The sequence below is a fragment of the Kosakonia sp. YIM B13571 genome, from assembly GCF_042788095.1.
Classification (GTDB): domain Bacteria; phylum Pseudomonadota; class Gammaproteobacteria; order Enterobacterales; family Enterobacteriaceae; genus Kosakonia; species Kosakonia quasisacchari.
The window spans coordinates 347,312-371,813 of record NZ_JBHZPL010000004.1 but is presented as its reverse complement, the minus strand read 5'-3'; the positions used below and the strand labels follow the sequence as shown (position 1 = coordinate 371,813).

Below are 24,502 nucleotides of genomic sequence, written 5' to 3'. Positions count from 1 at the left end.
TTTATATTAGCTTTATTCAGTAATATAGTACTGAAAAGAAATTCATTTTTGTCATTATATTGCAATCGGAAGGTTTGTTGAAGGTAGCAGTACGAACCTATACTTTCGAAAGCAATCCATCCAAACGCAACGAAAAAAGTTACTTCTTACCCGTCATCAGTAATCACGACTGAACGAAGGCTAGCAAACTCTGACCTTGGCTGCAGATGGGAATACCATCGAGCCCACTTGGTACTGGTCACAATGACGGTAGTGTCCAGTGGATATGCACCAACGGATAATTTGCCATGTGCTACAGGCAATTCACGGCACTTTTCCAGCCGGTTTTGACTCAACCTTCTGCACGTCCTTCCGCTTCCAAGCCATAATGGAGACTTTATTTATCTTGATAAACCAAATCTCGCCAATTGGTTTGAATATGGCGCAATTTCTCCACACAGGGTTTACCCAGATGGCTATGTCCCCCCCCCCATTTTTGAAGGCGACGACTACTACAGCGTCTCTGAAGAGTTTATTAACAAATTGCCAGCTGATCTGAGAGCGCCTTTTGAACAAATATTGAAGAAGGGGTGTGAGATTATCAGCGGTTGCGATAAAGAGATTGAAAGTCTGGTTAGACTTATAAAGGCAATCCCTACTACATCAAGCCTTAGTTACATTTATCATCGGCTTCGTACAACCAAGTTTGAAATCACTACAGAATCGATGATGGAACAGGAGATGTTAACTACCGCTTTTGTGGTCAGCTACGCACGTTTGTTCGCCAAAAGCAATAGCACTTACGTTCTCCAGCGGAATGACCTCCCCACCCACCTTAGGGCTGTTCATGATGAGCTTTATAAAATTCGCGACGAACGTTATGCCCATAATGGAGGTCATGAATCGATTGATACCTTAGTAGGATTTTCGTTCAGCGGCACACAATTTCATATACAGGCGCAAATGACTTTAGGACTGCATATAGGTGGAAGAAACTAGTGGGAAGACCTCATCAAATTCATCGACACTTCAATGCACAAACGGCTTTATAGAGTACTTGCCCGTTTGAAGGAGCAAACGGGCTACGAGTGGTTATTTCAAGACGGTCCGACACCAAGTTGGGTGGGCGACTATGGCGATTGAATAAGTCGTACAAATTGGCCATCATCATTGGGCTTCAAAGCCCTCAACCCAGAAGCGTACTTTTAAAACACTTTTATGGAACGTAAGAACCGGACAACTTGTCCGGTCCAGAACGGCAAAACTAAGTTTTGCTCTTGTAGAAAACGATCAGCGCCACGACGGGTGTTTTTTACCAAGCGTGATCACTATTTGCCAGCTCAAGTGGACAGAATTGACTGCGCGTCCAGGGGAGATCTGCTCGGCTTGGGTGTCCCCTGTGTACCCAGGCTGTGTGAAAACTCTGATTGCTGACAGAAGGTCACGCGTTTAGACGATTTCTAAGAAAATTTGCATAGAAAAGATGATGCAAATTTTTACGTAAAAGCGCTGGCGTCGGCCTCTTTTGCGTTCATGTCCCAAGCTTAAATCGTTTTCACACAGCCTCTGCCAGGAGCGGACATCTCACACTTCGCTCGGCTATGTGGCCAAAGTTGGTATGCCACTACAGCCGGTAAACCTGCCTGCCATAAAATCTCATAGAACAAACCAATTGATTAAATGTATGGAGAGCTCTGAATTTCCATTGCTGCCTGCGCTGCGTTAGGTATTCCTGCTCCGCAATATTGCAGTACTACGTCATGAAACTGTCATGCATCAACACCACCAAATCTGGTGGATTTTTTATCAAAATAGTGTTAACTTTTACGTAAATAAATCAATGTAATTTTATTGTTCATGAATCAAAAAATCGGCTATATGCGGCACTTCGCAGATAACCTCAATCAGCATGAGAGCCTTAAATCCGCTGGTTGTACGTTGATCTTTGAAGATAAAGAGAAAGATTTTCAGCACCTGAGTACCTGTCTGGACACTCTCAAGCCTAGAGACGTACTGGTAGTTACCGGCCTTGAAATGCTGGGACGCAATCTGGCCAGTGTGATTAGAACCATATTGTCTGTTGCCGCTAAGGACGCTTTCCTGATCAGTATCCGTGAGCAACTGGATTCATCACGTGAATCCGGAGATACGCTGGTTCGGATATGTCAGTTACTGATGGAATGTGAGCAGGCTTTTGTACATGAGAAAAACCGTAAAGGTCTTAAGGCCATCAGGGCAAGAGGACGCCTTGGCGGAAGAAAAATGAAACTCAGCCGGGAAGATATCACGCATATCAAAGAATTACTGAGTCATCCTGAAAGTAGTGTGAGTGATATTGCGCAGAAGTACGGTGTATCCAGAACGACAATCTACAAATATGTCGGAGTGATCGTTCCAGATCGCGCACTATAAGTCACATTCTTAATGTGCATTAAAGAACTAATATTTATACTATCAACGTACTCAAAGGAGAGTTGATGATGGCAACCGCAGAACAGTTTAAAGCGCTTTTAAAGAGTCACGCTGACGGTGATGAAGCGCGTTTTTACTCCATTGCTCTCCAGGTCGCGGCGAAAGAAGCACGTCAGGGCCACAACAAACTCGCAAATGACATCAAGTTACTTGTTGAAAAATCACAGAAGAACGAAGAAAAGGTGAGTCATCTGACGACAGCAAAAACTCTTCCATTCATACACCAGCCCAAAAGTGAACTCCAGGGGTTGCTGGAATTGACCCCTAGTGATGTGCATGTTGAAGAGCTTGTTCTGTCAGTAGATGTCAAAGAAAGGCTTGAGAAAGTCGTAACTGAACAACGGCAATCAGACAAATTAAAGCGGTTCGGGTTAGTACCACGAAGAAAACTTCTCTTTACCGGGCCGCCGGGAACAGGTAAAACAATGTCAGCTCTCATGCTGGCTACTGAACTTCGTTTGCCGCTCTACACCATAGTCCTGGATAGCCTAATTACCCGTTATATGGGAGAAACTGCGGCAAAATTACGTCTTATTTTTGATCACATCAGACAGACACGAGCTGTCTATTTGTTCGATGAATTTGACGCTATTGGCACACAACGTGGTGCATCAAATGATGTGGGCGAAATCAGAAGGGTGTTGAATTCCTTTCTGATGTTTGTGGAGCAGGATTACTCAGAAAGCGTCATTGTTGCAGCAACAAACCACCCGGAGCTACTTGATCAGGCTCTTTATCGCCGTTTCGACGATATTATTCAGTTTGAAAAGCCGCAAGAAGCACAGATTGATATGCTGATGAAAAATCGACTATCACTTTTTGATGTTAACCATCTCGACTGGGAGACAATCACAAAAGAGGCTCTGGGCCTGAGTTCTGCTGAAATTACGCGCTCCTGTGATGATGCTGCAAAGGATGCCGTTATATATTTTGACGGAAAACTGGAAACACCGATAGTCGTCAAAGCCCTCACAAGAAGACATAAAGGGGGTGGCGTAAACCGGGAATAACTCAGCAGAGGGCATAATGGCAAATGACAGGAATCATTTGAGTGTCGCGAAATTTGTTCAGCCTGAAAAGTTTAAATCTAAAAACACTGCAAGAAGCACTCAGATCCCCGCCCTTGACAGACAAGCTCACGGCGGTGCTCTTAAAGTGCAATATGAGAATATATTATCTCATTACGATGCAAGAGCTGCAATTCGCGAAGCACCACTAACAGAAGAGATTGGCATTTATATTGAAGTTATTGGTCAGGAAGGGGGCAAGCTGCCACTGGATAAACTGGACAATACTGATTTCAAACTTTGCCTTATCAAAACGGAGAATCGACATGAAGTTGCAACGTTATTTATCCCTGAAGCAAGGCGTGGTGCTTTTCTAAGGAAAGTTAATCAGTATCTTGATCCTGATAAAGACCGCTATAAAGCAAAAGAGAATAAGCACTATCCCGCTAACCATCCTTTAATTGCCAGTATCGCAGAGGTAAGATTTGCTCACCTTTACTCTTTCTGGACAGATGAAGATTGGCTTTATCCACGAGATGCTGATGAACAGGTATGGTGGGAACTCTGGCTTAAAAAGGATCAGAATAATGACCCCCACCGGACAGGAACGCAACTCGCTGAAAGGCTCAATGCTGAACTGGGTCGTTCCTCGCTCAATTTTTTCAAATCTGTCGTCCTGCTTATTAAATGTTCGCGGAAACAACTGGAAAGAGCCCCCGAACTCATTGCCAATCTTGAAGAACTCAGAAGAGCGAAAGACACTCCATTTCCTGTCGTTAACTCTTCCCCTTTCGAGCAGGCGCAATGGGTTAATGATATCTCCGGACGTATCCAGCCTCTTGCTAATGCAAACTGTGCGGTATCCATACTTGATACCGGTATAAATTATGACCATCATTTGCTGATGCACATTACAGCAGGGACTTATGCAGAATGCTGGACATCCCAGTGGCCGCATTATTCAAACCATCACAATATTGAAATTCAGCATGGCTCAATGCAAGCGGGCCTTGTGGCATTTGGCGATCTACTTAAGGTCAGTCAAAGTAATGACCCGGTGCATGTGCCTTTCCTCATTGAATCAGGGAGAATTATTCCGCCGATCGGAAGTAATCCTCCTGAGCTCTATGGCAGCATAACAGTGGGCACCGCCTCCCGTCTTGAGATTGCACGACCACAGCTTAATCGCATATACAGCCTAGCGATAACCTCCGATGAAGGTTCGACAACAGGAATGCCATCCTCCTGGTCTGCGGAAATTGACCGTTTCAGTTGTGGAATTGATGATGGTGTAAGACGCCTGTTCGTTGTGTCAGCTGGAAACAACCGAAATGTCATCCATGATACAGACTACTGGCATCAGGTAGCACTTTCACCAATTGAAGATCCGGCTCAGTCCTGGAATGCGTTAACTGTTGGGGCTTACACTGATCTCACCACCATTGACGACCCCACATTCGCAGGCTGGTCCGCGTTTGCTTTGCCTGGTGATGTTTCACCCTCAAGCCGGTCATCGGTGCACTGGTCATGGCGTAAGCAGGCTCCTCATAAACCTGATGTTGTAGCAGAAGGTGGAAATCACATTCTCTCCCCGGATGAAACAACTGTAGATACCTGTGCAGATGTCTCTCTGCTGACGACATCTGGGAGAGTGCCCGGTCCTGCGTTCCAAAGTTATGGAGATACGAGTGCCGCATGTGCTCTGATTTCCCGAGATGCGGCGCTTCTAAGGACACAATATCCAGAACTGTGGCCTGAAACTATTCGCGGTCTGGTCGTGCATTCAGCAGAATGGACTCCTCGCATGATGGCGCGTTTTGATGAGCTTTGTGACACCCACTCTGCGGGGCTTGCAAAAGAATATCTTCTCAGAATGGTAGGCCACGGTGTTCCGGACATTAACAGGGCTAGATACAGTGCAGATAATGCACTGACATTAATAGCAGAGAGCGAATTACAACCCTTCATTAAGGAAGATGGAGCTGCCGCATCTGCCGACCCGAAGAATAATGTGATGAACCTGCATCAGTTGCCATGGCCGTTAACTGCACTGGAGGCACTCCCCCCGGAAACGCAGGTCAAAATGCGTGTCACACTTTCTTATTTCATTGAGCCCAATCCCGGTCGTCGGGGATATCGTTCAAGATATAGCTATCAGTCGCACGGCCTGCGATTCAGCACCATACGACCCGGACAGACACTGCAAAACTTCCGCTCAAGTATTAATGCATTAGCTTTAACAGAGGATTATACCGGGCCGGAAGGAGATAATCAGGGATGGTTCCTCGGGACACAATTAAGAACACGTGGTTCCATTCATTCAGACAGATGGGCGGGGTCAGTAGCCGATCTTATAGACATGCATACAATTGCAGTATTCCCGGTTAGTGGGTGGTGGAAATACCGGACAGGTGAAGAACGGTGGAGAAACAATGTAAAATATTCTCTTCTAATCAGCATTGAAGTACCGGACGAAAATGTAAATATCTATACTGAAATTAAAAATATAGTCGATATTTCAATTATAACCTGATAAAAAGCGCGGCTGTGGTAAGGTTACACAGCCTTTTTTTGGAAGACACAAATGTTTCCTGTGTGAAGTGAGATTCATGGAACGGTAGATTATAAGTTAACCATTCCTCGTAATGCGAATATTGGTTATATGGAATGAAGACAACAGGGATGATTTACTTTGGATAACTTTTTTAATGCAAGCCTTGCGGCGATGTGATGAGAGAACTTTAATCATCAGAGATGGCAGCCGCACCGAAGGTATGCGAGTTTTGGGATGCCCTGTTGGCGCTTCTTCTAGGTCCGTGAAACGTGAGTAAGGAATTATGTTGCTTAGTTATTGTTTTTTTAATTCAAGTAATAGGAATGACAATGTACAAATTCATCTCCAGTCTTCCATCAGAGTCTCCCGAAGGACTTTGGGCTTTACAAAATTTTCTACTTACACATATTGAAGGATTGATAGGTAATAAGGATCCAATTAAAAAAATATATCAACCAGTATTTGGTGAAGGCCATCCTTATATCTGTAATACACCATCCCTCGATGGTGCATTTGCTGTTCTTTCACTTAACGCAAAAGTTTACTGGCCGACAACTCTGTACGAGTTAGCGCATGAAACTGTTCATTTATTAAATCCTAAGATCGGGAATACTAATGTTTTGGAAGAGGGGGTCGCAACTATATTTAGCGAGGAAATGAGCAAGCGTTTTACTAATCATGCAATGACATCCAAATTACCTTCCTATCGTGATGCCGCCAATCTGGCAAATGAGCTTCCAGAACCGTTCTATGACTCAATAAAGAAATTACGTTTGAAAGTAGGGGCACTTTATAATGTTTCAGAATCTGATATTTTTAGTTTATTCCCGAATTTAGACGTTAACTTAGCCCAAAAACTATGCTCAGAATTTGTAAGGTGAAATCATTTTAAATAGATTGACTGAATATAATGCCCTCACCCATCGCCATGTCCTAAGTCCATCTGAACCATGGCCTCAGCATCTTCCCTGCTGAGGCCACTTTTCATATGTAATTCCATAGATTCACGCAAATATGCATATCTCAAACTGTGCGATGCTTCTTTCCCGTCAACCCTGCATCCTTAAGAAGCAGACGTGCGATACGCGAACGGCGTGTACGGCGCGTACGATCATCGGCCGGAGCGACCGGTTTCCCTCTGACGCATTTCCCTGAGTACCTTTTCTGCCAGCTCGCGCTGCTCACGCCCGGCGGAAACCCGCCGACCAGACAAGTTCTCAATGGCCGTGACTTCATCGTCGTCCAGAATGCGGAACAGAACGCCACGCGGGGCTTTCTTGCGGACAAGTTTCATGGCCATACAGCACGGACTCCTTTTCAGTTTCGGTGGTCATCATCACCGGGCAGCCCGGGGGAAAGCTGTTTCAATACGCTGACGGCATCGGCGCCGGGGATCTGGAACCGGACGCGGTGGCTTGCCGCCACATCCAGAGCAAACACTCTGGTATAGACTTCGGTCGAGCTGATATTTTTGTGCCCCATCAGTGACTGGAGTACTTTCAGGGGGATACCGGCATAGAGCATGTGCATCGCGTAGCTGTGCCGGAACGTGTGCGGGGTGACCGGAACCGAGAAGTTCACTCCGTCAGCATCTGCAAGGGCAACGGCTTCATTGATCCAGGTCCGCACCGTGCGATCGGTGATATCCCAGATGCGGACCCGTTTTGTCCGCCCGGTATTCCTGTTCCGTCGTTCTGCCGGAATTTTCAGGGTCGCGAAGAGCGTGCGCAGCTGCGTGACGTACTGCATGTCCGAAAGCGGGACGATCCGGGGAGGAGCCGTGCCGTTACGGGGGCGTCCGGCGCCGCGGGTGGCTTTCTCTTCCCGCTGTTTCAGCGTCGCCAGCTGCACCCACGGCTGCGGCACATCAAGACGGAAATCACTGGTGGAAAGTGCCAGCACTTCATTGATGCGACCGCCACAGTTCCACAGCGTGGCCAGCAGGGTCTGCCGCTTCAGATCAGGGACATAATGGAGCAGGGCACTGACCTCGATGGCCAGCAGGTATTTCGGTAACGCATCATCAGCCAGCGCCATCTGGCGCAGCGCCAGCGCCGCGGGGTAATCGATGGCCACCGGCAGGGGGGCCAGGGCTGGGTCCGCAATCAGCGACGGGGGAGAGAAGCGTGTCATGCCCGCTCCCTGTCTTGTGTCCCGGCGGCGAGCTCAAGCCAGGCCAGCGCTGCCCGGGCATAATCGTTGCCGGCGGCCACACTGATCAGCCCCTTTTCTTCCAGCAGGCGACCGGTGTCCGCCAGGCAGGTTTCCATAGCCAGCAGACGGTCAATCCGGGCAGCATAAAGACAGGCGCGCTGCATGCGCTGTGCGAACGGATCCAGCGTTTCGTCCAGTTCAGCCACCGTGGCGCGCGGGTGCGGACGGCGGATATTGTCGGCGGCCGACTGCAACGCCTGACACTGGATCAGCAATGAAGTGAGGTTCTCAGAGGGTGACGGTAAAGATACGCTGTCGGTTTTCATGGCTGTCATTGGTTTCCTTCCAGACGAAGGACATTCTTCAGTGCCTTTTCCACCGAAAACGAATCGCCCTTATCGTTATTATCAAAATGAACAAAGAAACATTTGGTGGAGCCACCGGCATCACCTTTACCGCGGTGCTCATAGCCCACCGTGAAATGTGTAACTCTGTCACCTTTAAGCGGCCAGTCAGTAGCCTGACAGTACCGAAGGAAGAGATCCTTCAGCTGTTCAAACAGCGGCCCCTCGCTGACGCCGCCCAGAGTTTCCACGGCATCACGCTGCGCCAGCAGCCAGCGCTCAGCATCGCCTTTACGGGGATAATGGACTCCGGCCAGTGTTATCGGTTTTGCAGGCATCTGTCACTCCTTAGAAAAGTCAGGATTCGTTACGTTGATAAATGGTGGCGGTACCCGGAAGCGTTGTTCATCACGACCGGTTTCCCGCCGCAGGGTCAGGGCGACGGCGTCAATAAAGGCACGCACTGCTCCTATGGCACTGTTCAGTTGCCACTGATTTACTGACACGGGTTCATCCTCTGTACTGACTCCATTCCGGTGAATCAAATCTTGGCGCGTCCGGACGATATCCCGCAGGTCATCGACGGGCCAGTCATGCCTGCTTTTCAGAACCGCATCAAAATAAGCGGTCATGATGTCCAGATTATGGAAAGTCAGCTGGCTGACACAAAGTTGTGCACTGTGCAGCCTGAGTTCGTCTTCCGTGAGGGAAACCGCAGTATCCTTGCGTTTCTGATAGCGCTGCTCCACTGCGCCCCGGCATTTCCTGAGCTGGCCGTTGAGGCGAGGATTGTGACTGAGGCTGGCATAGAAACGATCCAGATGGACTGGATCATTCAGCAGGGCTCGGGCGGAATACATCAGAAACGCTTCCATCACCGTTACGGTGTGGGCAAACCCCAGACGACAGACAATACCGCCGCAGGAAGAACCAATCAGCTCATGGAGCTCATCCAGTTCACGCACAGCATGTCTGTAACGACTTTCCAGGTCGTTCAGTGATTCCTGGAAGGACCACAGATAAGCCGCCTCCTCCTGTGCTTCAAGCATCCAGCTATATTCCTGAGCGGCAGCATCCCATTCTTCCGTTCCTTCCTCGGCATCCGGATAATTTTCCATAATCCATGCAATGCACCGTTCTTCCTGCATATCAAAGAGAAGTTCTTTCATCTTTCCCATCGGTACTCTCCTCCGCCTGTATAGAACAGACTCAGTCATTCTCACTCCAGCACTGGTCAAGATGCAGGGCCGAGCCTTTTTACTGATTTTTTTGTGACAGATGGAATGAATAAACCAAGCTGCCCCCTGCACATAGCCATTCTGAGAGTTTGCTGCTCAATCCGGGCAAGCACCGGAGCAAGCTCGACTGTATTTGTGGCATCGCAAGTACGACGGGGGGGTTAACTACTATCCAGTTTTGTTCACCTTCATCCCATTCAGCCAGCTCATCTCCGGTCCCGTTCAGGATTAGGTAATAATCATCTCCCTCTGCGTCAGTTGTTTTTCTGTAGAGAAGCACTTCGTGAGCGGGCCAGAGGTAAAAAGCGATACGCTCCAGTAACGAATCACTGCCTGGAATTTCCGTCATACAGGGGCCTTCTGGTCAGGGAAGATAATGTACCTGTCGTGCGTCAGGTGCCGTCGTGGCCGCAGTGCAGATGCATGTCAGCCCGTTATTCATTTTCTTTGATTGTGTCATCAAAAAATATCTGCAGCTGACCGCGCGCCTCATCCACATTGAATGCGTCCTCGGGTTCCGGCATGCGCGGATCATTCGCGTCCCGGTAGCCCGCAACGGTCCACCACGAACCATCATCATGGCGTTCCGCTATCAGGCGTGAGTCTGCGGCCTGAAATGCCACCGGGTCACCACGGTTGTCCCCGTAAAACCAGATCCGGTCGTCAGGATGGCCGGCACGGTTTAGCTCACGGAGGAGATCAACCAGACTGTCTAATCGTTGCGGCACTGGCGTTTCCTCATTCATCCGTTCTTCGTCCGTTCACGCGGCAACGCGCAATTTCGGCATTGATGCAGCCGGTATCCTGAAGAGAAATCCCGCCACTCATACCATTGTGAAGGGGCCGTTCACTGAAACAGTGTCATTAACTGAAACCAGTGTTCATCAAGGTTGAAGCTATTGGTTGGTTCAGGAATAACGGGATCGTTCATATCGTCATATCCATACAGCGTCCACCATGTCCCGTCGCTACGCCGCTGAGCAATCATGCGACTATCGGCGGCAATAAATGTAACCGGGTTGGTCCAGGACTGCTTACCATTGATAAGTTTTCCGCTGTACCAGATCTTATCTGATGAATGACCGACATTATTCAGTTCATCTATAAGTGACATCAGGTTGTTAAACTGTTGAGGTGGTTTTCTGTTATTCATGGCAAATCCTTATCTCTGAAATTATCCCGCCCTGAAACTTTCCCGCACTGACGTCATCCTTTCCTTCTGCATTATCGCCTTGAGTGATAATCACAATATTGATAATAAGCAGACACACAGCCACGGCATGGAATTAACGACGACGTCACGGCGGGGATCCGTTTTTCTGCGTATTGCCCGTTTCCGGAAGTGTAACATGGTGAGGAAATAAGCAAAACGGTATCCGTGACACCTGCGCGCCGGGTCACGGACGGGGGAAAAAATACAACATACTGCGCTGTAACAAGGCAGAAAGTCACCACATGTGGTGTTCACGGGCGGACGCGCGGCGGGGGACAGGGCAGTGATCCGAAACTACCAGAAATCGGATCTCAAAAAAGTAAGAGAGATTATTGCCTTAAGAACACAAAAAGTGGAGGATTGTTGCGATGTGTGGATTATTGCATATAAATTAATTATAGAGAGTTAAATGTAAGAAATACGCAATAATATTGTCTGAGCGGGAATTATGTGTCCCGCTCAGACAGATTTATCAGAGATGTTCGAACCGGGCCACCACAGCACCGTTGATTTCCAGCATCTGATCCCAGGTGGTGGTCACCGAACCGGTCAGGGGATCTTCACTGTCCGTCTGCCACGATGAACTGAATAGCAGACCATCAGGATCTCTCCGCAGATGGAGGTTACCGAAGATGCTATTCCTGACGAGCAGGGAATAGCATCCTTTATAGCCCCACACCTGGTAGACAACACAGCCGTTGATTCTGACCGGCATCAGGCCGCCGGGAGGTGACATCAGGTCCACAGTGATCCCCAGCTCTGCATGCCTGTCAGCATGATGGGTCAGTTCACGCAGCTCGCTCCCCAGGCGGGTTCCGAAGAAAATAAGCGTAAAGCTGTCGTTATCGGCGGTCATCTCCCTGACATGCTGCAGCAGTTCGTCCACGTTGCGGACGTTTTCGGTCCGCTGCGGCGGCAGATGGCTCAGGATGCGGTAAACGTCATGAAGCAGATAATTTTTGACTTCCTGGAGCGCTGTCAACTCGCCGTATACATTGCTGTTAATGCCCCGGGCAATGTTATTTTTGGGCATGGTTCCGCAAACTGACCTGGCCTCCCATGCCGTATCCCTGCTCTCAACGCTGCTGAAGGAAAAACGGGAAAGCAGGGCATCCTGAGCAAGCATGTCGGGCAGCCCGTGAGTGAGAGTCAGATCGGTATTTCTGAGGCGTTCTGTATCGACTTCAGCATGAATAAGTTCATCCTGCATACTCTGACTGAACGCCAGAATATAGGCATCAAGCGTTGTATTGAAAGCAGTTATCTTCGCCTTGAAATCTTTCTCCGGCATTAAATACCCGTCAGAGGGGGTATCTTCACGACGCTTCATTCCATTGAGCTGATTGATAACTCGCTGCTTCGTATAATACGTGAAGATGTTCTCATCCAGTGCATCCTGTACACGCCTGCTGACAGTAAGGGACCCAACTGAAAAATAAAAAGCAATATCAGCGTAACTTTCGTAAATATTCCTGACATCTTCATAGGTACCCATATAAATGCGACCGGTAATGGTTTGGGTATCATTGAATGCTGAAAATGCTCTTATGAGTCCGGTCAGCATCCCGTACCAGCCGTCTTCACGACCGTTATTACGGTGTTCCAGCCTGATGATGCTGTCAATAATATCAGTGGCTGACTTAAACGAAAACGTCAGGCGATCATGTGCGCCAGTTGGATAGACAAGGTCTGAACTCAGGAGTCGCCTGACAACGTCTTTCAGGAGGACATTCTTTTTCTGCCTGATATGAGAAAGAATATAACCGGCAGTCAGCAGACGCACGTCAGCGAGAGCGTTATAAAATACCGTCGCCAGCGTCTTGTTGGCTGAATATTCATGACCCCGTAGTACTGCCTGCCAGTCAGAACCGTCAGGGTCCAGCGCTAATAACGCAGGCGTGAATAAAAAACTGTGCCACCGGTACTGCTCAAAATGCTCTTCAAAGTTATTCCGTCCATACCAGAGCAACAGCATATCTGAGCTGTGTTCTGCGGCAAAACGGTCATCTTTCATGACTGCTGTTATGACAGTCTGAGCGGTATGAAAAAGATGAGCCAGAAGGCAGTTCTGATCGCTGTCAGATTGTTCTCCGGCTCGGTTCTGAAGACGTCGCCACATGTACCAGCTTTCCCATTCACCGATGAAGTCCTTAACAAGCTCGCGGTGACGTAGCTCCTGAGCGACAGTCAGATTATCACCATACCCTGTTTTCCAGTCTGTCAGCGCATGCCACACGTGGAAAAGAGACTTAACATATTGCTCAAAATCACTCAACTGCCGGCTGTCAGAGTCCCGGTATACTGAGAACGGGATGGTCATTACATGACGAAAATATTCACCTGTGGTTTCCAGCGACTTTACCGTAGTATGGCTGAAAGCATAAAAATCCCGATGGAAAGATTGGCTGAATGTCAGCATAAATTCCGTGTCACCGCATTCATCAATATAATTACCGTCTGCATACCGGAAACTTTTTTTCAGCGCTGTGTAGGTTTCAACCAGCCTGTCTGCGGCGCTGATGAAAGAACTGATATTTCCGTCTTCAAGGGCATCGTAGGCCTCACTGTAAAAATCGCGGGTAATATCCCGGTATTCTTTCCAGTTTTTTTGGGGGCCTCTGATAAAGCATCTTCTGAAGAGAAATGCCCAGCCTCGGGGAAAAATGACATTAGAAGATGCAATTAGCGTAATGGTATCCTGCTTACGGCCGAGCGAGGGAAGTAAAATAAGTTCACCATTACTGTTTTTAACAGGCCGGAGAAATCGCAAAAGAAAACTGAGTAGTCGCGGCCGGACATCAGTTATGTCCTTTCCTTCACCTACATAGTAAGGCAGTAATTGCATCTTTTCTTCACCTGAAACATACCAGCGCAGGATCTCAATGCCTTTAATGTAATATTTATCAAGATAGTTGCCTGGGTACCGGAGCCATGCATTTATCAGTGAGCGTAAAATAAAATTTTCCACAATCTCTGACTGAAAGTACTTCAGCATAAGGTGATTGCGCTTTTTATCATCCAGAATATTCAGGCTTGATATAAAAAACCATATAGACAGCCCGAGATTAAACAGCATCCAGATCAGGGCCGTAATGGCAAAGGCGGTCGTCCGGTATTTATCGCCTGCTGATGAAAACAATCCGCCAATCACGATAAATGCGGCCAGTGACAGTCCGCTGAGACCCGCAAACATGTAACCTGAATGAAGCTGATAAGCTGACTGAATATGTATCCGGGACGATTTTTTCTGAAAGAGCACGCTGATAAGACCCACAACCAGTGGAAAAACGATCCCGATAATCGTCAACTGCGCGCCCAGCAGGTTTGACATCCATGCCGGTAGTACCGTGACGCCTTTCAGATAGGTAACGGCAAAAGAATGAAATACGGGGCGAAAATATTCCGCAGCAATGACTGCGCCTGCGGCCGCCGTCCAGAGAAACAACATAGCCCTCAGATAATGCGTGGAGCAGTACACCTGTGCCCTCTCAGGCAGGCTCCAGCGATGTCGTTTATACACCGCATTGTTCTTAAGGTTGTGTTTGAGTTCGGCTCGTATTTTAGCTGAAAGGTGTGTAAGGAATTTGCCAGACATAGCGTTCCTGATAGGTGGGTGCTCAACCTCTTCATCATACGTCCTGTAAGCAGAGTATTTCTTTAAAAATCTCAATCTTGCATTCTTCCGGTCAGTCCAGAGGGCAGATTCGGAACTAACAGAAAACGGATCTGCGGATGCAGAAACCGCTACTGGTGACACTCGGGCAATAAAATATCTGCATTCTTAACAAAAAAGCGTTAATGCCGATAAGGCAATAATTCATCTCAATAATGCATGTGTTGGCATCAGTTAAGTAAAGCACATCTGCTTTACTTTATGTGTAAAGCAGTTATGATACACAAAAAGGGTAAAGCAATCGTGCTTTACATAAAACAGGTAAACAAGGAGTACGGCCATGCCGTTAGCCATGATTAACGCCCGCCTGGATGCGGCGCTGAAAGAACGTGTTGACCCCAAACTCCAGCAGCTGGGTTGCACGGCCACCCAGGCCATCACTGCCCTTTACCAGTTTGTCGATCAGAACGACCGGCTGCCTTTCACGATAGAAACCCGGGTCTGGCGGCCGGAAGAGTCGCTGCAGAACACCCTCGACGGCCTGCTGTCGGCCCGGCCCCGGCTCGCGGAGATCGCCCGGCTGATGAACGAGGATACGCTGACAGAGGACGCGCGCCGGACATACTGTCAGGCGCTGGCCATCGATATCGGCATGATCAAAGACGACATGCGTCTGTACAGCGCTACCGGGCGCGCGGGTGAACACCTGCAGCACTATGTCCAGTCTTCGCTCGGCGAGGCTTATCTGGCGCTGACCCTCTGCCACAGCATTCTGGAGGATTCACCGAACAGCTATGGACGAACCCTGTTCCTGAAAAAAGAGAAAGTCTTTGCCGCGGCGCTGGCAAGGGCTGAAACCCGCATGACCGAGATGGGCCTCCACCAGGCCGGGGCGGTGACCGAGACCTTTACACACGAGGGCACGTACTGTTCTGTCGAGGTGTACCGGCCGGAGAAATACCCGTCTGATATCTGGCAGATCCGCGTGATGCTGAAACCCGCCCGCAGGGGGCAGTCGTTACCCGACTGCCTGAACTGGCAGGGTTTCACGTTCCCTACAGTCACTGATCACGTTTTTAACGTTACCAGCCCCTACATCACACCGGTGAGCGGGAAGCGCGGTACCGAGATCGGCTTCATGTTTGTGGAAGGGTATGCGTTCTTCCACCTGTACCCGAATCGTGCGGTTACGGAACAAAATGCCGTCAACGCTGACGGGGTGGCCGCCACGCTCGGTGCGTATATGGACAGGGAGCTGGAAAAGATTGTTGTGGCCTGAATGACAGGTCTCCCCGGCGCGCGCGAATGCGGGAGCAGGCCGCCGGCAGGCTCCAGGAACGTAATGACGAAAAGGGGAAAAGTTTCCTCAGGGTAACGGGGTGACTACTGCATCCATCGGGTGAACTCACAGCGAGATAACTCACGGCGAGATATAGCCATTCGCTTCCTTCAGAATGAGGGGCTTAAGGGATGGGGCGAAAAAGAGCGCTTGCTTTCTTGAGAAAAAATTGCTTTGATTAGGCAATCAGTAGTTGTTGTGTGGTTGCCGTGCATACATACGACCTGAAATTTCAAATATGATGAACCCTTTATTTGACGTCTAGCTTCGCGATTAACGGCCCAACAAGCGCAGCTTACAAAACGTCAAACTTGAGGAGTAGTCATGTCTAAAAAAAACCTTCTATCTGAATGTATCAGCCGTCTGAGCAGCGAGTTATCAATAGACGAAGTTTATTGCCGTCAGCTTGTGCACGCTGCAATTGGCACTGTATCACCTGAAGTAAACTCAAAACGAGAGACTCCAATTGAGATCCGCGGTAAGTCACGTTCAAAGCAGTACAACCTTTTCGACACAATAAAACGTGCCGAGAAGTGTTTGGATACAGATATTTTTCAGGCTATGGGTGTGGCTGAAACGGTCATTACAAGGCTTAAAGAAGCAGGGATAGGTGTAAATCAGGTTCAGCTTTTACTTGATCCAGCCATTCCGAAAGATATCAAAAAGCGGGCGTTTGAAGATCTTCGTAAAAACCTTGCGCTAAACGATGAAGGGGTGGAGTTAACCCCTGTGACAGCCACATTGGCAATTGCTTCAAAACTGATCCCGGCACCAGATATCTCCTGGAACGCCAGGTTTTCTCTTGCGGCTTCCTTTACAAAGGGAGGTAAAAGCGAGCTTGTTTCTCGTGTTACTGAGAATGAATGTTATCTGTGGGTGTTCCCGCCAGCAAGCCATCCAGCGACATCTCTTGCGACGCTGGATCATTACAGTGGAGGTAATTACATTCACACAGCTGAAATGGGCATGGGTTTCAGCATTATTCAGGCCCCATGGAAACGTGAAGTTGGATTCAGAAAACATCAAGCTGAACGTGACACATACGACCACTATTTTCTGTTTTCGCCAATGTGGTCGTGGCGTGCGAACCAACCGTCCTGGAGGCTTGGAAATATACTCCCGTCTGATATTCGCGATGGTGCTGTCTGGTCTGAAGATAAGCTGACCGATTTGCTGCCACGTGGGTTGACGTCTCTACCACGTATTCGTGGGTGCCACATCTGTAACACACTTTTCATTGATGAGACGGAGGGATATACAGGTATTCCTATTTGCTGCTCGTGTTAAGCCATCGTCAGTCTCGTAGTCAATTAAAATTCAGCAGAAGTACTTAATTGAATTCTGCAAATATATCAAATCCGGTTATGCCGGGATTATATTTCAGCTGAGGTTTTGTATGAGTAATAGTGACAAAGCATTTTCAAAAGATGGCAGACTACTTCACGGCAACGCGGCAACCTTACGTAAGGCATCGCTGAGTGGTGGTATGGATCAGCACATCGAAAAATTGGTAGCTACAGAAATAGATAAACGGCTCGATGAAGTTGCCCTGAAAGCGGGGCGCGCGGTTCGTGACGAAATGCGTGAACTTTATGCCCTCAACAAACCGAAACGCAAAAAACCGGATGGTAAGGCCACACGCGTGTCAACCCTTCCAGGGCGAAGCAATAAAACGCGACCCGCTCCAGCAGAGCTTCACTAACCAGTGCCGTCAACGCTGACGGGTGGCCACTACGCCCGGTGCGTATATGGCAAGGAATCTGGAAGAGATTATCGTGGTCTGAATCACTGGTCTCTCCCGTCCCATGGCGCGCTTCCGGATGCGGGAGCTGGTCACTGGCGCCCCTGGCTCGTAATGACGGGCTGGAGAAAAAATGATAGAGAAACAGGCCATTCCCTGAGGGATGGCCTGTTTGTCATGTGTCACGCGATGAAAGACCACCGAACTTCATTCATGATCAGATCATAATGTGAACGAGGCCGGGCAGACAGGCGCAGCCCCGTCTGCCAGCATTCATCCGAGAATTTCTGCGCTTCTTCACGGTACGCTGCTCCGGTGCACGGCTGGCAAGCCAGCGTGCCACAACTTCCTGACGGGTTCTCTTCATTGCTTTGTCCTCACGGAGTTAATTACCCCCTGATCCTGTCGTCACGACGCCGGTGTTGCACCATCTCATTTCGTTAACAATCCCCTGACTACACTCCGGAAACCGTGGCGATTCAGTTCAGGCCGGTAGTGAAAGTTATCTGGTAATGAGATACAGCCGGGAATCTGTCACAGCTTAAAGGTGTGTGCTACCGTATATTTTCTGGTCCACGACGATTCGAGGGAAGGAATTGGACATATATACAGGTGGTAATCGCTTTTCGGGCTATTTCCTGACAATGGCCTCACTGGAAGTGAATCAGCTGATGAATACAGCACTTGCCGTATCGGGGTTTCATATTAAAGATGCCCTGACGCGCGTTCGCTTTCAGGACAATGTGCGTGATTTCAGTAAGCTTCAGCTGGCCGCCATCCGCAATGGCGCGACAGAGCAGGAATGCCAGCAGTGTATCCGGAACATCCGTGAGGAAAACAATAACCTGAAAATTCAGGACAAAATGCTCAGGACGGGGGAGTCTGTTCTCACCGCATCGGTGAGGATCTACGAAGAGAACGGGAAGTTCTTCGGCTATGTCATTGATTTTGTCGGTGTAGTCATTTCCGGTCTGCAGATAGCCGGTGGTATTGGTGTCATTGCTTCATCCGTTCCGACAGGAAATGTGCTAGGCATTATCGCCGGTGCGACCCTGGTGCTTAATGGTGTCTCTTCGGCAGCGGAAGGCATCCAGAAGCTGGCGGGGAAAGCGCATCCCGTCAACTTTATGCGCGATGGCTTTGAAGGGTCGGCCGAATTTCTGGGCTTTGATCGTAAGGTGGGCTTACTGGCTTATCAACTGGTGGATCTCAGCACGTCCTACTATGGCATGTTCAAGCTCACCCTGAAACCTGATGCCTGGCGTCTGTACCGGTATCTTGCCCCCGACTTCATGCGACAGGTGACCACCATGAGCCGGACGGCACTGGCCATTAAAGGCGTTTCGGCGACGTGGAAAGGGGCAAAAATTGGCCATACGCTTTACCAGCTGCAGCATGACGAAAAACCGCAGTGATCCCTACCGGCCTTTCATCATCCGGTATGCTTTCCATGAAAGGCCGAGAGGTATCAGATACCAGACCGCAATCACACCAAAAATGGCGACCGGTAAGTAATACAGCAGCAGGGAAGACGGATAAAAAACGGGAAGGAAAACCAGCGGCGCCAGAACAAGAAACAGGCAAATGACGCCCCCGTAAAAACGCCGGCTCAAATCATCAACCAGTCCCGAAAGCGTCTCGCCGGCATTTTCATTCCTGTTCAGCACTTCCCTGAGCCGGGATACGTTTCTGACGGTGAAACCATTCTCCAGCAGGTCTTTTTCTGTCAGTTCACTGGCCACATGATCTCCTTCCTTCATGGTTGTTATGTTCCTGAAAGCATACCTTCCGGGTGGTTTTTTTTAAACTGTATCCTGACAGGCTTTACTGACCTGTCCTGCTGCCCGCGAGTTTGCCATACTTCAGGATGATAGCGACAGCCGGGCGGCCGTTCAGAAATCATACTCTGTGACACTATCATCATCATGGCCAGCAAGCTGCAATGGGTATGATTTATCATTACGTTAAACAAAATCATATTTGATATGATTTTTAACGGACTACATGCAAATCTTCAAAGGGATATCAGGGGGCCCTATCTCCACGGGTTCGCCTGAGCCATGCGGGGATGCTGACCGCGCTGAAAACCAAGATGACCGCGCTGAATATCAGTCATGCCGGGCAGCTAATCGACAACCTGACCGGAGCGGAGCGGAACCATCCCGCCCCCGGGCAGTGACCAACTGCCCGACACAATGGACTGCATGAGACACGGAGAAAAAACAAAAATGACAGGCAATATAAACCGCATTCTGAATCTTCTCTTTAGCGTGACGGACCGTCTGCTGCGGCAGGGATTCAGCTACCGAATGGACGAAGGCGCGCTGCTGTATCTCGATGACGTCTGCCTTTTTCGTCCCACCGCCGACGCCGGCACCCTTCTCCAACTGGAAGAGGTCTTTGACTTTGACAGACCTTCGGTCAGCCAGTTGCCGGAGGAACTCAGGCTACTCCTTAAAAAACTTATCACGAGGGAAACAGTGCTCGATCCTGAGTTTGATTTTGCCAGGATTGAGAGCCTGACGGCGTCAAAGAGTTTTGGTTCGGGCTTTAACCCGCGAATTAACGGCAGCTGGTTCAGGAACCTGGAGGCCTGGGGCATGGGGATGTATCCCGGGGCTAACCTGCCCGACGCCACGCAGAAAGACTGGGAGGCCAACGTCAGGCATATCGAGAAGGAAGGATTCTCCCGCCGCTGTCCTGTCCGTGTGACCTACTACGGCTGGTACGATCGCTATGTCGCCTCCAATTCCGGCGGCTCCCACCACGCGGCGAAGGTTATCTGGCAGTGCCTTCGGGATAAGATTCCGTATCGCCGGGAGGCAGCTATAGAAAAACTGTCGGTTAATGCTGACGCGGTCAAGGAACTGGAGGCAGATTATTTTTCATTCCTTTTTCTGTCGCGCAGGGATAATGGGTACAGTTATAACGACACGCAGTTCCGGTTACTGATGAGCAGCCTGGTGAGCCGGAAAGTGCGCTATTTGAAGCCAGTACGGTACCATCAGAACGTGAATTTTGCCTTCATTGCAAAAGCAGAGCTAAAAGGCAGGCAAGTGCTTTTCAGCAAATGGATTGCAATGGCTGCAGAGGCCAGAAAAATCATCCCGCTGCCGGAGTATCTGAAAAAACCACAGGCTTACCATAACAAACCCTACCTTCATGAGGTAAGGGATATATCTCTGGGTGAACCGTTCAGTCTTCGAAAAGAAAATACCAGATAATCGTACCGTGATGGGAACCATCAGGATAATAGGGCAGGGATGATTTTTTAAAAAAGTTTATAAAACATCCTTTGTATTTTACATACTCAGATTAAAAGGGATTCTCATGGCAAGCAAAATAGATCGCATAATCTATGCAATCGGCGTTTTTGTAATGGCCGTCATTTTTTTTATTATTATCTGGAGTTGTGCCACCAAGAAAAACGATCTCAGTAACTGGATAATCGCTATTGCCAATGTGGTTATGGCAATAGCCGCCGTCGCGGCAGCCCTGGCAGCCCGTCGTTATCTGGCGGAGTTTTTCTATACTAAAGGATTCGAACTGGCCATCAAACTGATCAATGAGAACCTTGTCGAACTCAGCATGAAGAACAAGCTTATGGAAGTGGCTGGTGTGGTATATATCCGTTACCTTGGATTAGACAACCGTATTCCGGACAGAAAGGATCGTCTCCCAATAAAGGCTACGATGGAACTTTTCAGAAATCTTAATGAACGCCATTCTCAAATCCTGAACGACTGCGAGCGGTTATCCATTCAGATGCTCAGCTACGGCATCGTTGCCGTTGACAGCCGGAAGGAAGCACTGAACAGCATGCTGACTTCCCTGCAAGAATGCATAACCCACGCGAACAACATCGAACTTATCCTGATGAGAGACGTAGAAAGATACGAGAAATGTCTCAAGGATGACATGCTTTCAACACTCCCTTTTCACCTCCGGGATGAAGACAAAGAAGAGATGAAAACGCTACTTGATGGCGTAATCGCTCACTGGAATGTAATGGTGAATAGTTACATTGAATTCTTCGCTAAAAACAGGCATGTTCAGTCATTATTTTGTATAAAAAAAGACATTGAATTTGGAGAGAAATAATGAAAGCCAATAAGGTAAAATGATGCATTAAATTTACCGGATTGCCCTTTTCTTTATCGTCCTCAGGGGCTGGTCGGCAATAACCCGCCCCACCCAGAATAACAAAACAAACTGGAAGTTGTTCAACCCTACCTTATTGAACGATTTGGTAATGAGGTCAGCAATGAAAACAATGACCGGATTAAACAGATGATTGGGGAAAATGGCCCGTCAGGTGATGGAGCATCAGGGGTATCAGCTTGACCAGAGGGGAGTTCGTCTCAGAAGAAACGAGCTTTTCCTTAGCGCGGCACGCTACAAAAAGTAAAAAAATAAGAGCACCATTAATGGTGCTCTTATTTATATGTAAAACAACTAACCCTGTTGTTGGCTGAAAATGATTTTGTGTTTCTGGTACTCAAATTCCATACTGTTAATACAGTAAACAATGTAATATATGTTGAATATGAAAATGTAGAACAGGTTCATTTTAAGTTCAAATTTAAACTCTTTTAAAACGTAAGCCTGCAATGCAGTTTTAGCCTTAAAACTCCAAACGATGTACATAACAATGGATGCAAACGATAACAGCGCGGCGATGTAGTCAAGAATGGTGTCTTCGTCACTTATTTCATAGCTGAAATCTGACAAAAACCATCCCATACCTGTGGCAACGGCGATCCATAGGGGGTAATTGCTATCGACAAAGTTATCCTTCATGCCTTCGGTTAATTTCCGCTGATTGAGAAATAACCACATTAATGGGTAAATGCCACCTGTAACAGCAGTCAACAGCACGAAGTTTAATACCTTAGTATCAAGGTTATTCTTTAATAAATTTATATCGTTCATCATTAATTTTTCCAGCGAAAGGTTGAAATACCTTTATTGGTTTCAATAAGGACTTCACGAGGCCTGCATTTTCCATAATCCCTGTCAGAAGAAACCGTAAAGTAATAGACACCACCCGTGTTAAGATCCCAGTCTGTACGGGGCGTGTCATGGTCTTCTGAAATCTGATTTCGTCCACCATTATTCAACCGATCAAGCATGTTGTGTTCACGTACTTTTGTCATAAAAACACGTTTCTTTTCATTTATCAGGCAATGTCCATTGTTGATAGTGATTTTATTAATCGTAAGATTATCCACGTTACTGATTAGTTGATATTTCCAGAAATAATATCTTCCTGCCGGAACATCACTGTATTTAGCGGATACATTAAGTGTAATAGCATCATTGGCATTGGCATTGGCATTGGCATTGGCATTGGCATTATTTGAGAATTTCTCTATGTGATTTTCCAGTGTCTCTCCATTTAATTCAATTTCAGTAATAAGCTTCTGCTGTTTCCATACCTGAATAAATGAGCCACCACGCAGGGATTCGCCCACTGTATAGCTGTAGTCACCATTAGGAATGGTCACGCTCTGATCGCCATTCCCGGATAGAGTGAATTTAACTTTATCCGCAGGTACATTTAATAAAATATCCGGCTTTCCAGAATCTTTACCGTACACATAACGAACATTTCCAGCGACATAACACACACCAACGTGCTTCCCTCCCTTAATGGCATATGCATCAAAGATGGTTTGTTCACCATCACAGGAATCAGCCGGGTTTGCATAAGCAGACACAGAGAACATGCCTGCACTTAATAGCATGGCACCGCCGAGTAATCTTTTCATATTTAATCCTTCAATGAGAAATGCCCCCTGAGATTCAGGAGGCTGAACAGGTTTTTAACCGAAGAAGAAATTCCAGGCTTTCTTTAACCCACTGACAACCACTGTTTTGGCTGCTTTCACCATGGTTGCCACTGGCTTAGGAAGAGAGGCATCAATGAATTCATCAATCACACGATCAACAGTGTCTCCGAACCCTTCTGTTGCTTCTTCTATTACGCTTTTTGTTTTGTGCTCTTCCTTTACCTGTGACGCTACGCCGCTTTGTGCGTGCTTTGGGAGTGCTCGCACCATTGCCTCAACCAGTTGAGTGACGTTATAGCCTTCGCTGGCAGCAACAGCGATAACAGGATGATCAGTAAAACCGAGTCGGTGAGTAATGTAGGTTTTCTTATCGATGATGTTTTTTATCTGCGCTGGCGAGGGTTGAGCATTCTGTACATCCCATTCACGGAAAGGCTCAATCTTGTCTACCTGATTAAGCACAAACAGTGTCTTTTCTTCACCTCCAGCAGGTTGCAGAACGTTCTTGTAGAAATGTTCATCCGCTGAGAATGCCCGGTCATCTCCTTTAATGACCCAGAGAACGAGATCCAGCTTCGGCAGCAATTCCCGGTAGAGTTGCTCATACTCACTGTCACGTGCTGTGCTTTCACTTACTCCCGGAATATCAATCAGCCTGATTGAGCGCTTGCCAAATTGAATGCGTACTTCCTGCGTTTCCCGCGTACAGGATTCCACATCACTGACAGCACAAATATCTCCTTTGAAGATCGCATTACAGAGGCTGGATTTACCCGCCCCGGTCTTACCCATAATGCCAATCACTGGCTCATAGTTAATGACTTCGTTAATGCGTCTTGAAATACTCTCCCTGATGTTTTCAGGCAAAATCTCCAGTGCATCTTTAACCGGGTTATGCCTTGAGTTCCCTTCATCTTTCATCATGTAGCCTACCTTTCTGACCAGTCAGATTACGGTTTTAAAATTCGCAAAAACGCCGAAGAATCAGGCGTTAATCCCCCTTAAAATTATTTAATGTTTAGTGCCTTACGGCCCGAAACTACGAGATCCTTTCAA

Annotated in this window: 24 protein-coding genes; 11 read left to right on the top strand and 13 right to left on the bottom strand. The window is 48.0% G+C overall.

The window, feature by feature from the left end; all coding sequences use genetic code 11:
* The first annotated feature begins 720 nt into the window (after window positions 1-720).
* From ACFX4O_RS13240 to ACFX4O_RS13220, 5 genes are all read left to right on the top strand, one after another.
* A complete protein-coding gene (locus tag ACFX4O_RS13240; RefSeq protein WP_380209409.1) occupies window positions 721-978 on the top strand; it encodes a hypothetical protein in 258 nt (85 codons plus the stop codon).
* An 858-nt stretch (window positions 979-1,836) separates the two neighbouring features.
* Complete coding sequence (locus tag ACFX4O_RS13235; RefSeq protein WP_380209411.1) at window positions 1,837-2,391, top strand: recombinase family protein; 555 nt, start codon at window positions 1,837-1,839, stop codon at window positions 2,389-2,391.
* 68 nt (window positions 2,392-2,459) lie between these two features.
* Window positions 2,460-3,461 carry an AAA family ATPase gene (locus ACFX4O_RS13230; protein WP_380209574.1) on the top strand — a complete coding sequence of 334 codons (1,002 nt, stop codon included), beginning with the start codon at window positions 2,460-2,462 and terminating at the stop codon, window positions 3,459-3,461.
* 16 nt (window positions 3,462-3,477) lie between these two features.
* Entirely contained in the window at window positions 3,478-5,991 is a 2,514-nt protein-coding gene (locus tag ACFX4O_RS13225; protein WP_380209413.1) for a S8 family peptidase, read from the top strand.
* 350 nt (window positions 5,992-6,341) lie between these two features.
* Window positions 6,342-6,893 (top strand): hypothetical protein, encoded by a 552-nt coding sequence (locus tag ACFX4O_RS13220; protein ID WP_380209415.1) that lies wholly within the window; start codon window positions 6,342-6,344, stop codon window positions 6,891-6,893.
* 230 nt (window positions 6,894-7,123) lie between these two features.
* Here ACFX4O_RS13220 and ACFX4O_RS13215 read toward each other — a convergent pair whose 3' ends face one another.
* The 9 genes from ACFX4O_RS13215 to ACFX4O_RS13175 all read right to left on the bottom strand — a co-directional run bounded on the left by ACFX4O_RS13215 (window position 7,124) and on the right by ACFX4O_RS13175 (window position 14,556).
* Window positions 7,124-7,312 (bottom strand): hypothetical protein, encoded by a 189-nt coding sequence (locus ACFX4O_RS13215; RefSeq protein WP_380209585.1) that lies wholly within the window; start codon window positions 7,310-7,312, stop codon window positions 7,124-7,126.
* A 17-nt stretch (window positions 7,313-7,329) separates the two neighbouring features.
* Entirely contained in the window at window positions 7,330-8,145 is an 816-nt protein-coding gene (locus ACFX4O_RS13210; RefSeq protein ID WP_380209417.1) for a site-specific integrase, read from the bottom strand.
* Complete coding sequence (locus tag ACFX4O_RS13205; RefSeq protein ID WP_380209419.1) at window positions 8,142-8,501, bottom strand: hypothetical protein; 360 nt, start codon at window positions 8,499-8,501, stop codon at window positions 8,142-8,144. Before ACFX4O_RS13205 ends, ACFX4O_RS13210 begins: the two co-directional genes overlap by 4 nt.
* Entirely contained in the window at window positions 8,498-8,848 is a 351-nt protein-coding gene (locus tag ACFX4O_RS13200) for a hypothetical protein (RefSeq protein ID WP_380209421.1), read from the bottom strand. The genes ACFX4O_RS13205 and ACFX4O_RS13200 overlap by 4 nt, the downstream gene beginning before the upstream one ends.
* A 3-nt stretch (window positions 8,849-8,851) precedes the next feature.
* A complete protein-coding gene (locus ACFX4O_RS13195) occupies window positions 8,852-9,688 on the bottom strand; it encodes a hypothetical protein (RefSeq protein ID WP_380209423.1) in 837 nt (278 codons plus the stop codon).
* Window positions 9,689-9,767: 79 nt separating this feature from the next.
* Window positions 9,768-10,097 carry a hypothetical protein gene (locus tag ACFX4O_RS13190; RefSeq protein WP_380209424.1) on the bottom strand — a complete coding sequence of 110 codons (330 nt, stop codon included), beginning with the start codon at window positions 10,095-10,097 and terminating at the stop codon, window positions 9,768-9,770.
* Window positions 10,098-10,182: 85 nt separating this feature from the next.
* Entirely contained in the window at window positions 10,183-10,494 is a 312-nt protein-coding gene (locus tag ACFX4O_RS13185) for a hypothetical protein (protein WP_380209426.1), read from the bottom strand.
* 101 nt (window positions 10,495-10,595) lie between these two features.
* Entirely contained in the window at window positions 10,596-10,901 is a 306-nt protein-coding gene (locus ACFX4O_RS13180; RefSeq protein WP_380209428.1) for a hypothetical protein, read from the bottom strand.
* Between the two features lie 532 nt (window positions 10,902-11,433).
* A complete protein-coding gene (locus ACFX4O_RS13175) occupies window positions 11,434-14,556 on the bottom strand; it encodes a hypothetical protein (protein WP_380209430.1) in 3,123 nt (1,040 codons plus the stop codon).
* 358 nt (window positions 14,557-14,914) lie between these two features.
* Here ACFX4O_RS13175 and ACFX4O_RS13170 point away from each other — a divergent pair, with 358 nt between their 5' ends.
* The 4 genes from ACFX4O_RS13170 (at window position 14,915) to ACFX4O_RS13155 (ending at window position 19,069) form a co-directional block, all read left to right on the top strand.
* Entirely contained in the window at window positions 14,915-15,853 is a 939-nt protein-coding gene (locus ACFX4O_RS13170) for a type II toxin-antitoxin system RelB/DinJ family antitoxin (protein WP_380209432.1), read from the top strand.
* Between the two features lie 384 nt (window positions 15,854-16,237).
* On the top strand, window positions 16,238-17,200 hold the full coding sequence (locus ACFX4O_RS13165) for a hypothetical protein (protein ID WP_380209433.1): 963 nt from the start codon (window positions 16,238-16,240) through the stop codon (window positions 17,198-17,200).
* A 109-nt stretch (window positions 17,201-17,309) separates the two neighbouring features.
* The gene (locus ACFX4O_RS13160) at window positions 17,310-17,615 is read left to right on the top strand and encodes a hypothetical protein (protein WP_380209435.1); all 306 of its coding nucleotides are present in this window, start codon (window positions 17,310-17,312) and stop codon (window positions 17,613-17,615) included.
* A 635-nt stretch (window positions 17,616-18,250) separates the two neighbouring features.
* Window positions 18,251-19,069, top strand: a complete 819-nt coding sequence (locus ACFX4O_RS13155; RefSeq protein ID WP_380209437.1) for a DUF4225 domain-containing protein — start codon at window positions 18,251-18,253, stop codon at window positions 19,067-19,069.
* A gap of 3 nt (window positions 19,070-19,072) precedes the next feature.
* On the opposite strand, the gene ACFX4O_RS13150 is transcribed toward ACFX4O_RS13155, so the two are convergent.
* A complete protein-coding gene (locus ACFX4O_RS13150; RefSeq protein ID WP_380209439.1) occupies window positions 19,073-19,414 on the bottom strand; it encodes a hypothetical protein in 342 nt (113 codons plus the stop codon).
* Window positions 19,415-19,882: 468 nt separating this feature from the next.
* On the opposite strand from ACFX4O_RS13150, the gene ACFX4O_RS13145 reads away from it, so the two are divergent.
* Together ACFX4O_RS13145 and ACFX4O_RS13140 are read left to right on the top strand one after the other, a co-directional pair.
* Window positions 19,883-20,878 carry a DUF6685 family protein gene (locus tag ACFX4O_RS13145; RefSeq protein ID WP_380209441.1) on the top strand — a complete coding sequence of 332 codons (996 nt, stop codon included), beginning with the start codon at window positions 19,883-19,885 and terminating at the stop codon, window positions 20,876-20,878.
* Between the two features lie 106 nt (window positions 20,879-20,984).
* On the top strand, window positions 20,985-21,755 hold the full coding sequence (locus tag ACFX4O_RS13140) for a hypothetical protein (RefSeq protein WP_380209443.1): 771 nt from the start codon (window positions 20,985-20,987) through the stop codon (window positions 21,753-21,755).
* 354 nt (window positions 21,756-22,109) lie between these two features.
* Here ACFX4O_RS13140 and ACFX4O_RS13135 read toward each other — a convergent pair whose 3' ends face one another.
* From ACFX4O_RS13135 to ACFX4O_RS13125, 3 genes are read right to left on the bottom strand one after another with little or no spacing between them, the layout of a single operon-like run.
* The gene (locus ACFX4O_RS13135; RefSeq protein WP_380209445.1) at window positions 22,110-22,589 is read right to left on the bottom strand and encodes a hypothetical protein; all 480 of its coding nucleotides are present in this window, start codon (window positions 22,587-22,589) and stop codon (window positions 22,110-22,112) included.
* Window positions 22,589-23,425, bottom strand: a complete 837-nt coding sequence (locus ACFX4O_RS13130) for a hypothetical protein (protein WP_380209446.1) — start codon at window positions 23,423-23,425, stop codon at window positions 22,589-22,591. The genes ACFX4O_RS13135 and ACFX4O_RS13130 overlap by 1 nt, the downstream gene beginning before the upstream one ends.
* Window positions 23,426-23,479: 54 nt before the next feature.
* A complete protein-coding gene (locus ACFX4O_RS13125; RefSeq protein WP_380209576.1) occupies window positions 23,480-24,367 on the bottom strand; it encodes a GTPase family protein in 888 nt (295 codons plus the stop codon).
* Window positions 24,368-24,502 lie beyond the last annotated feature (135 nt).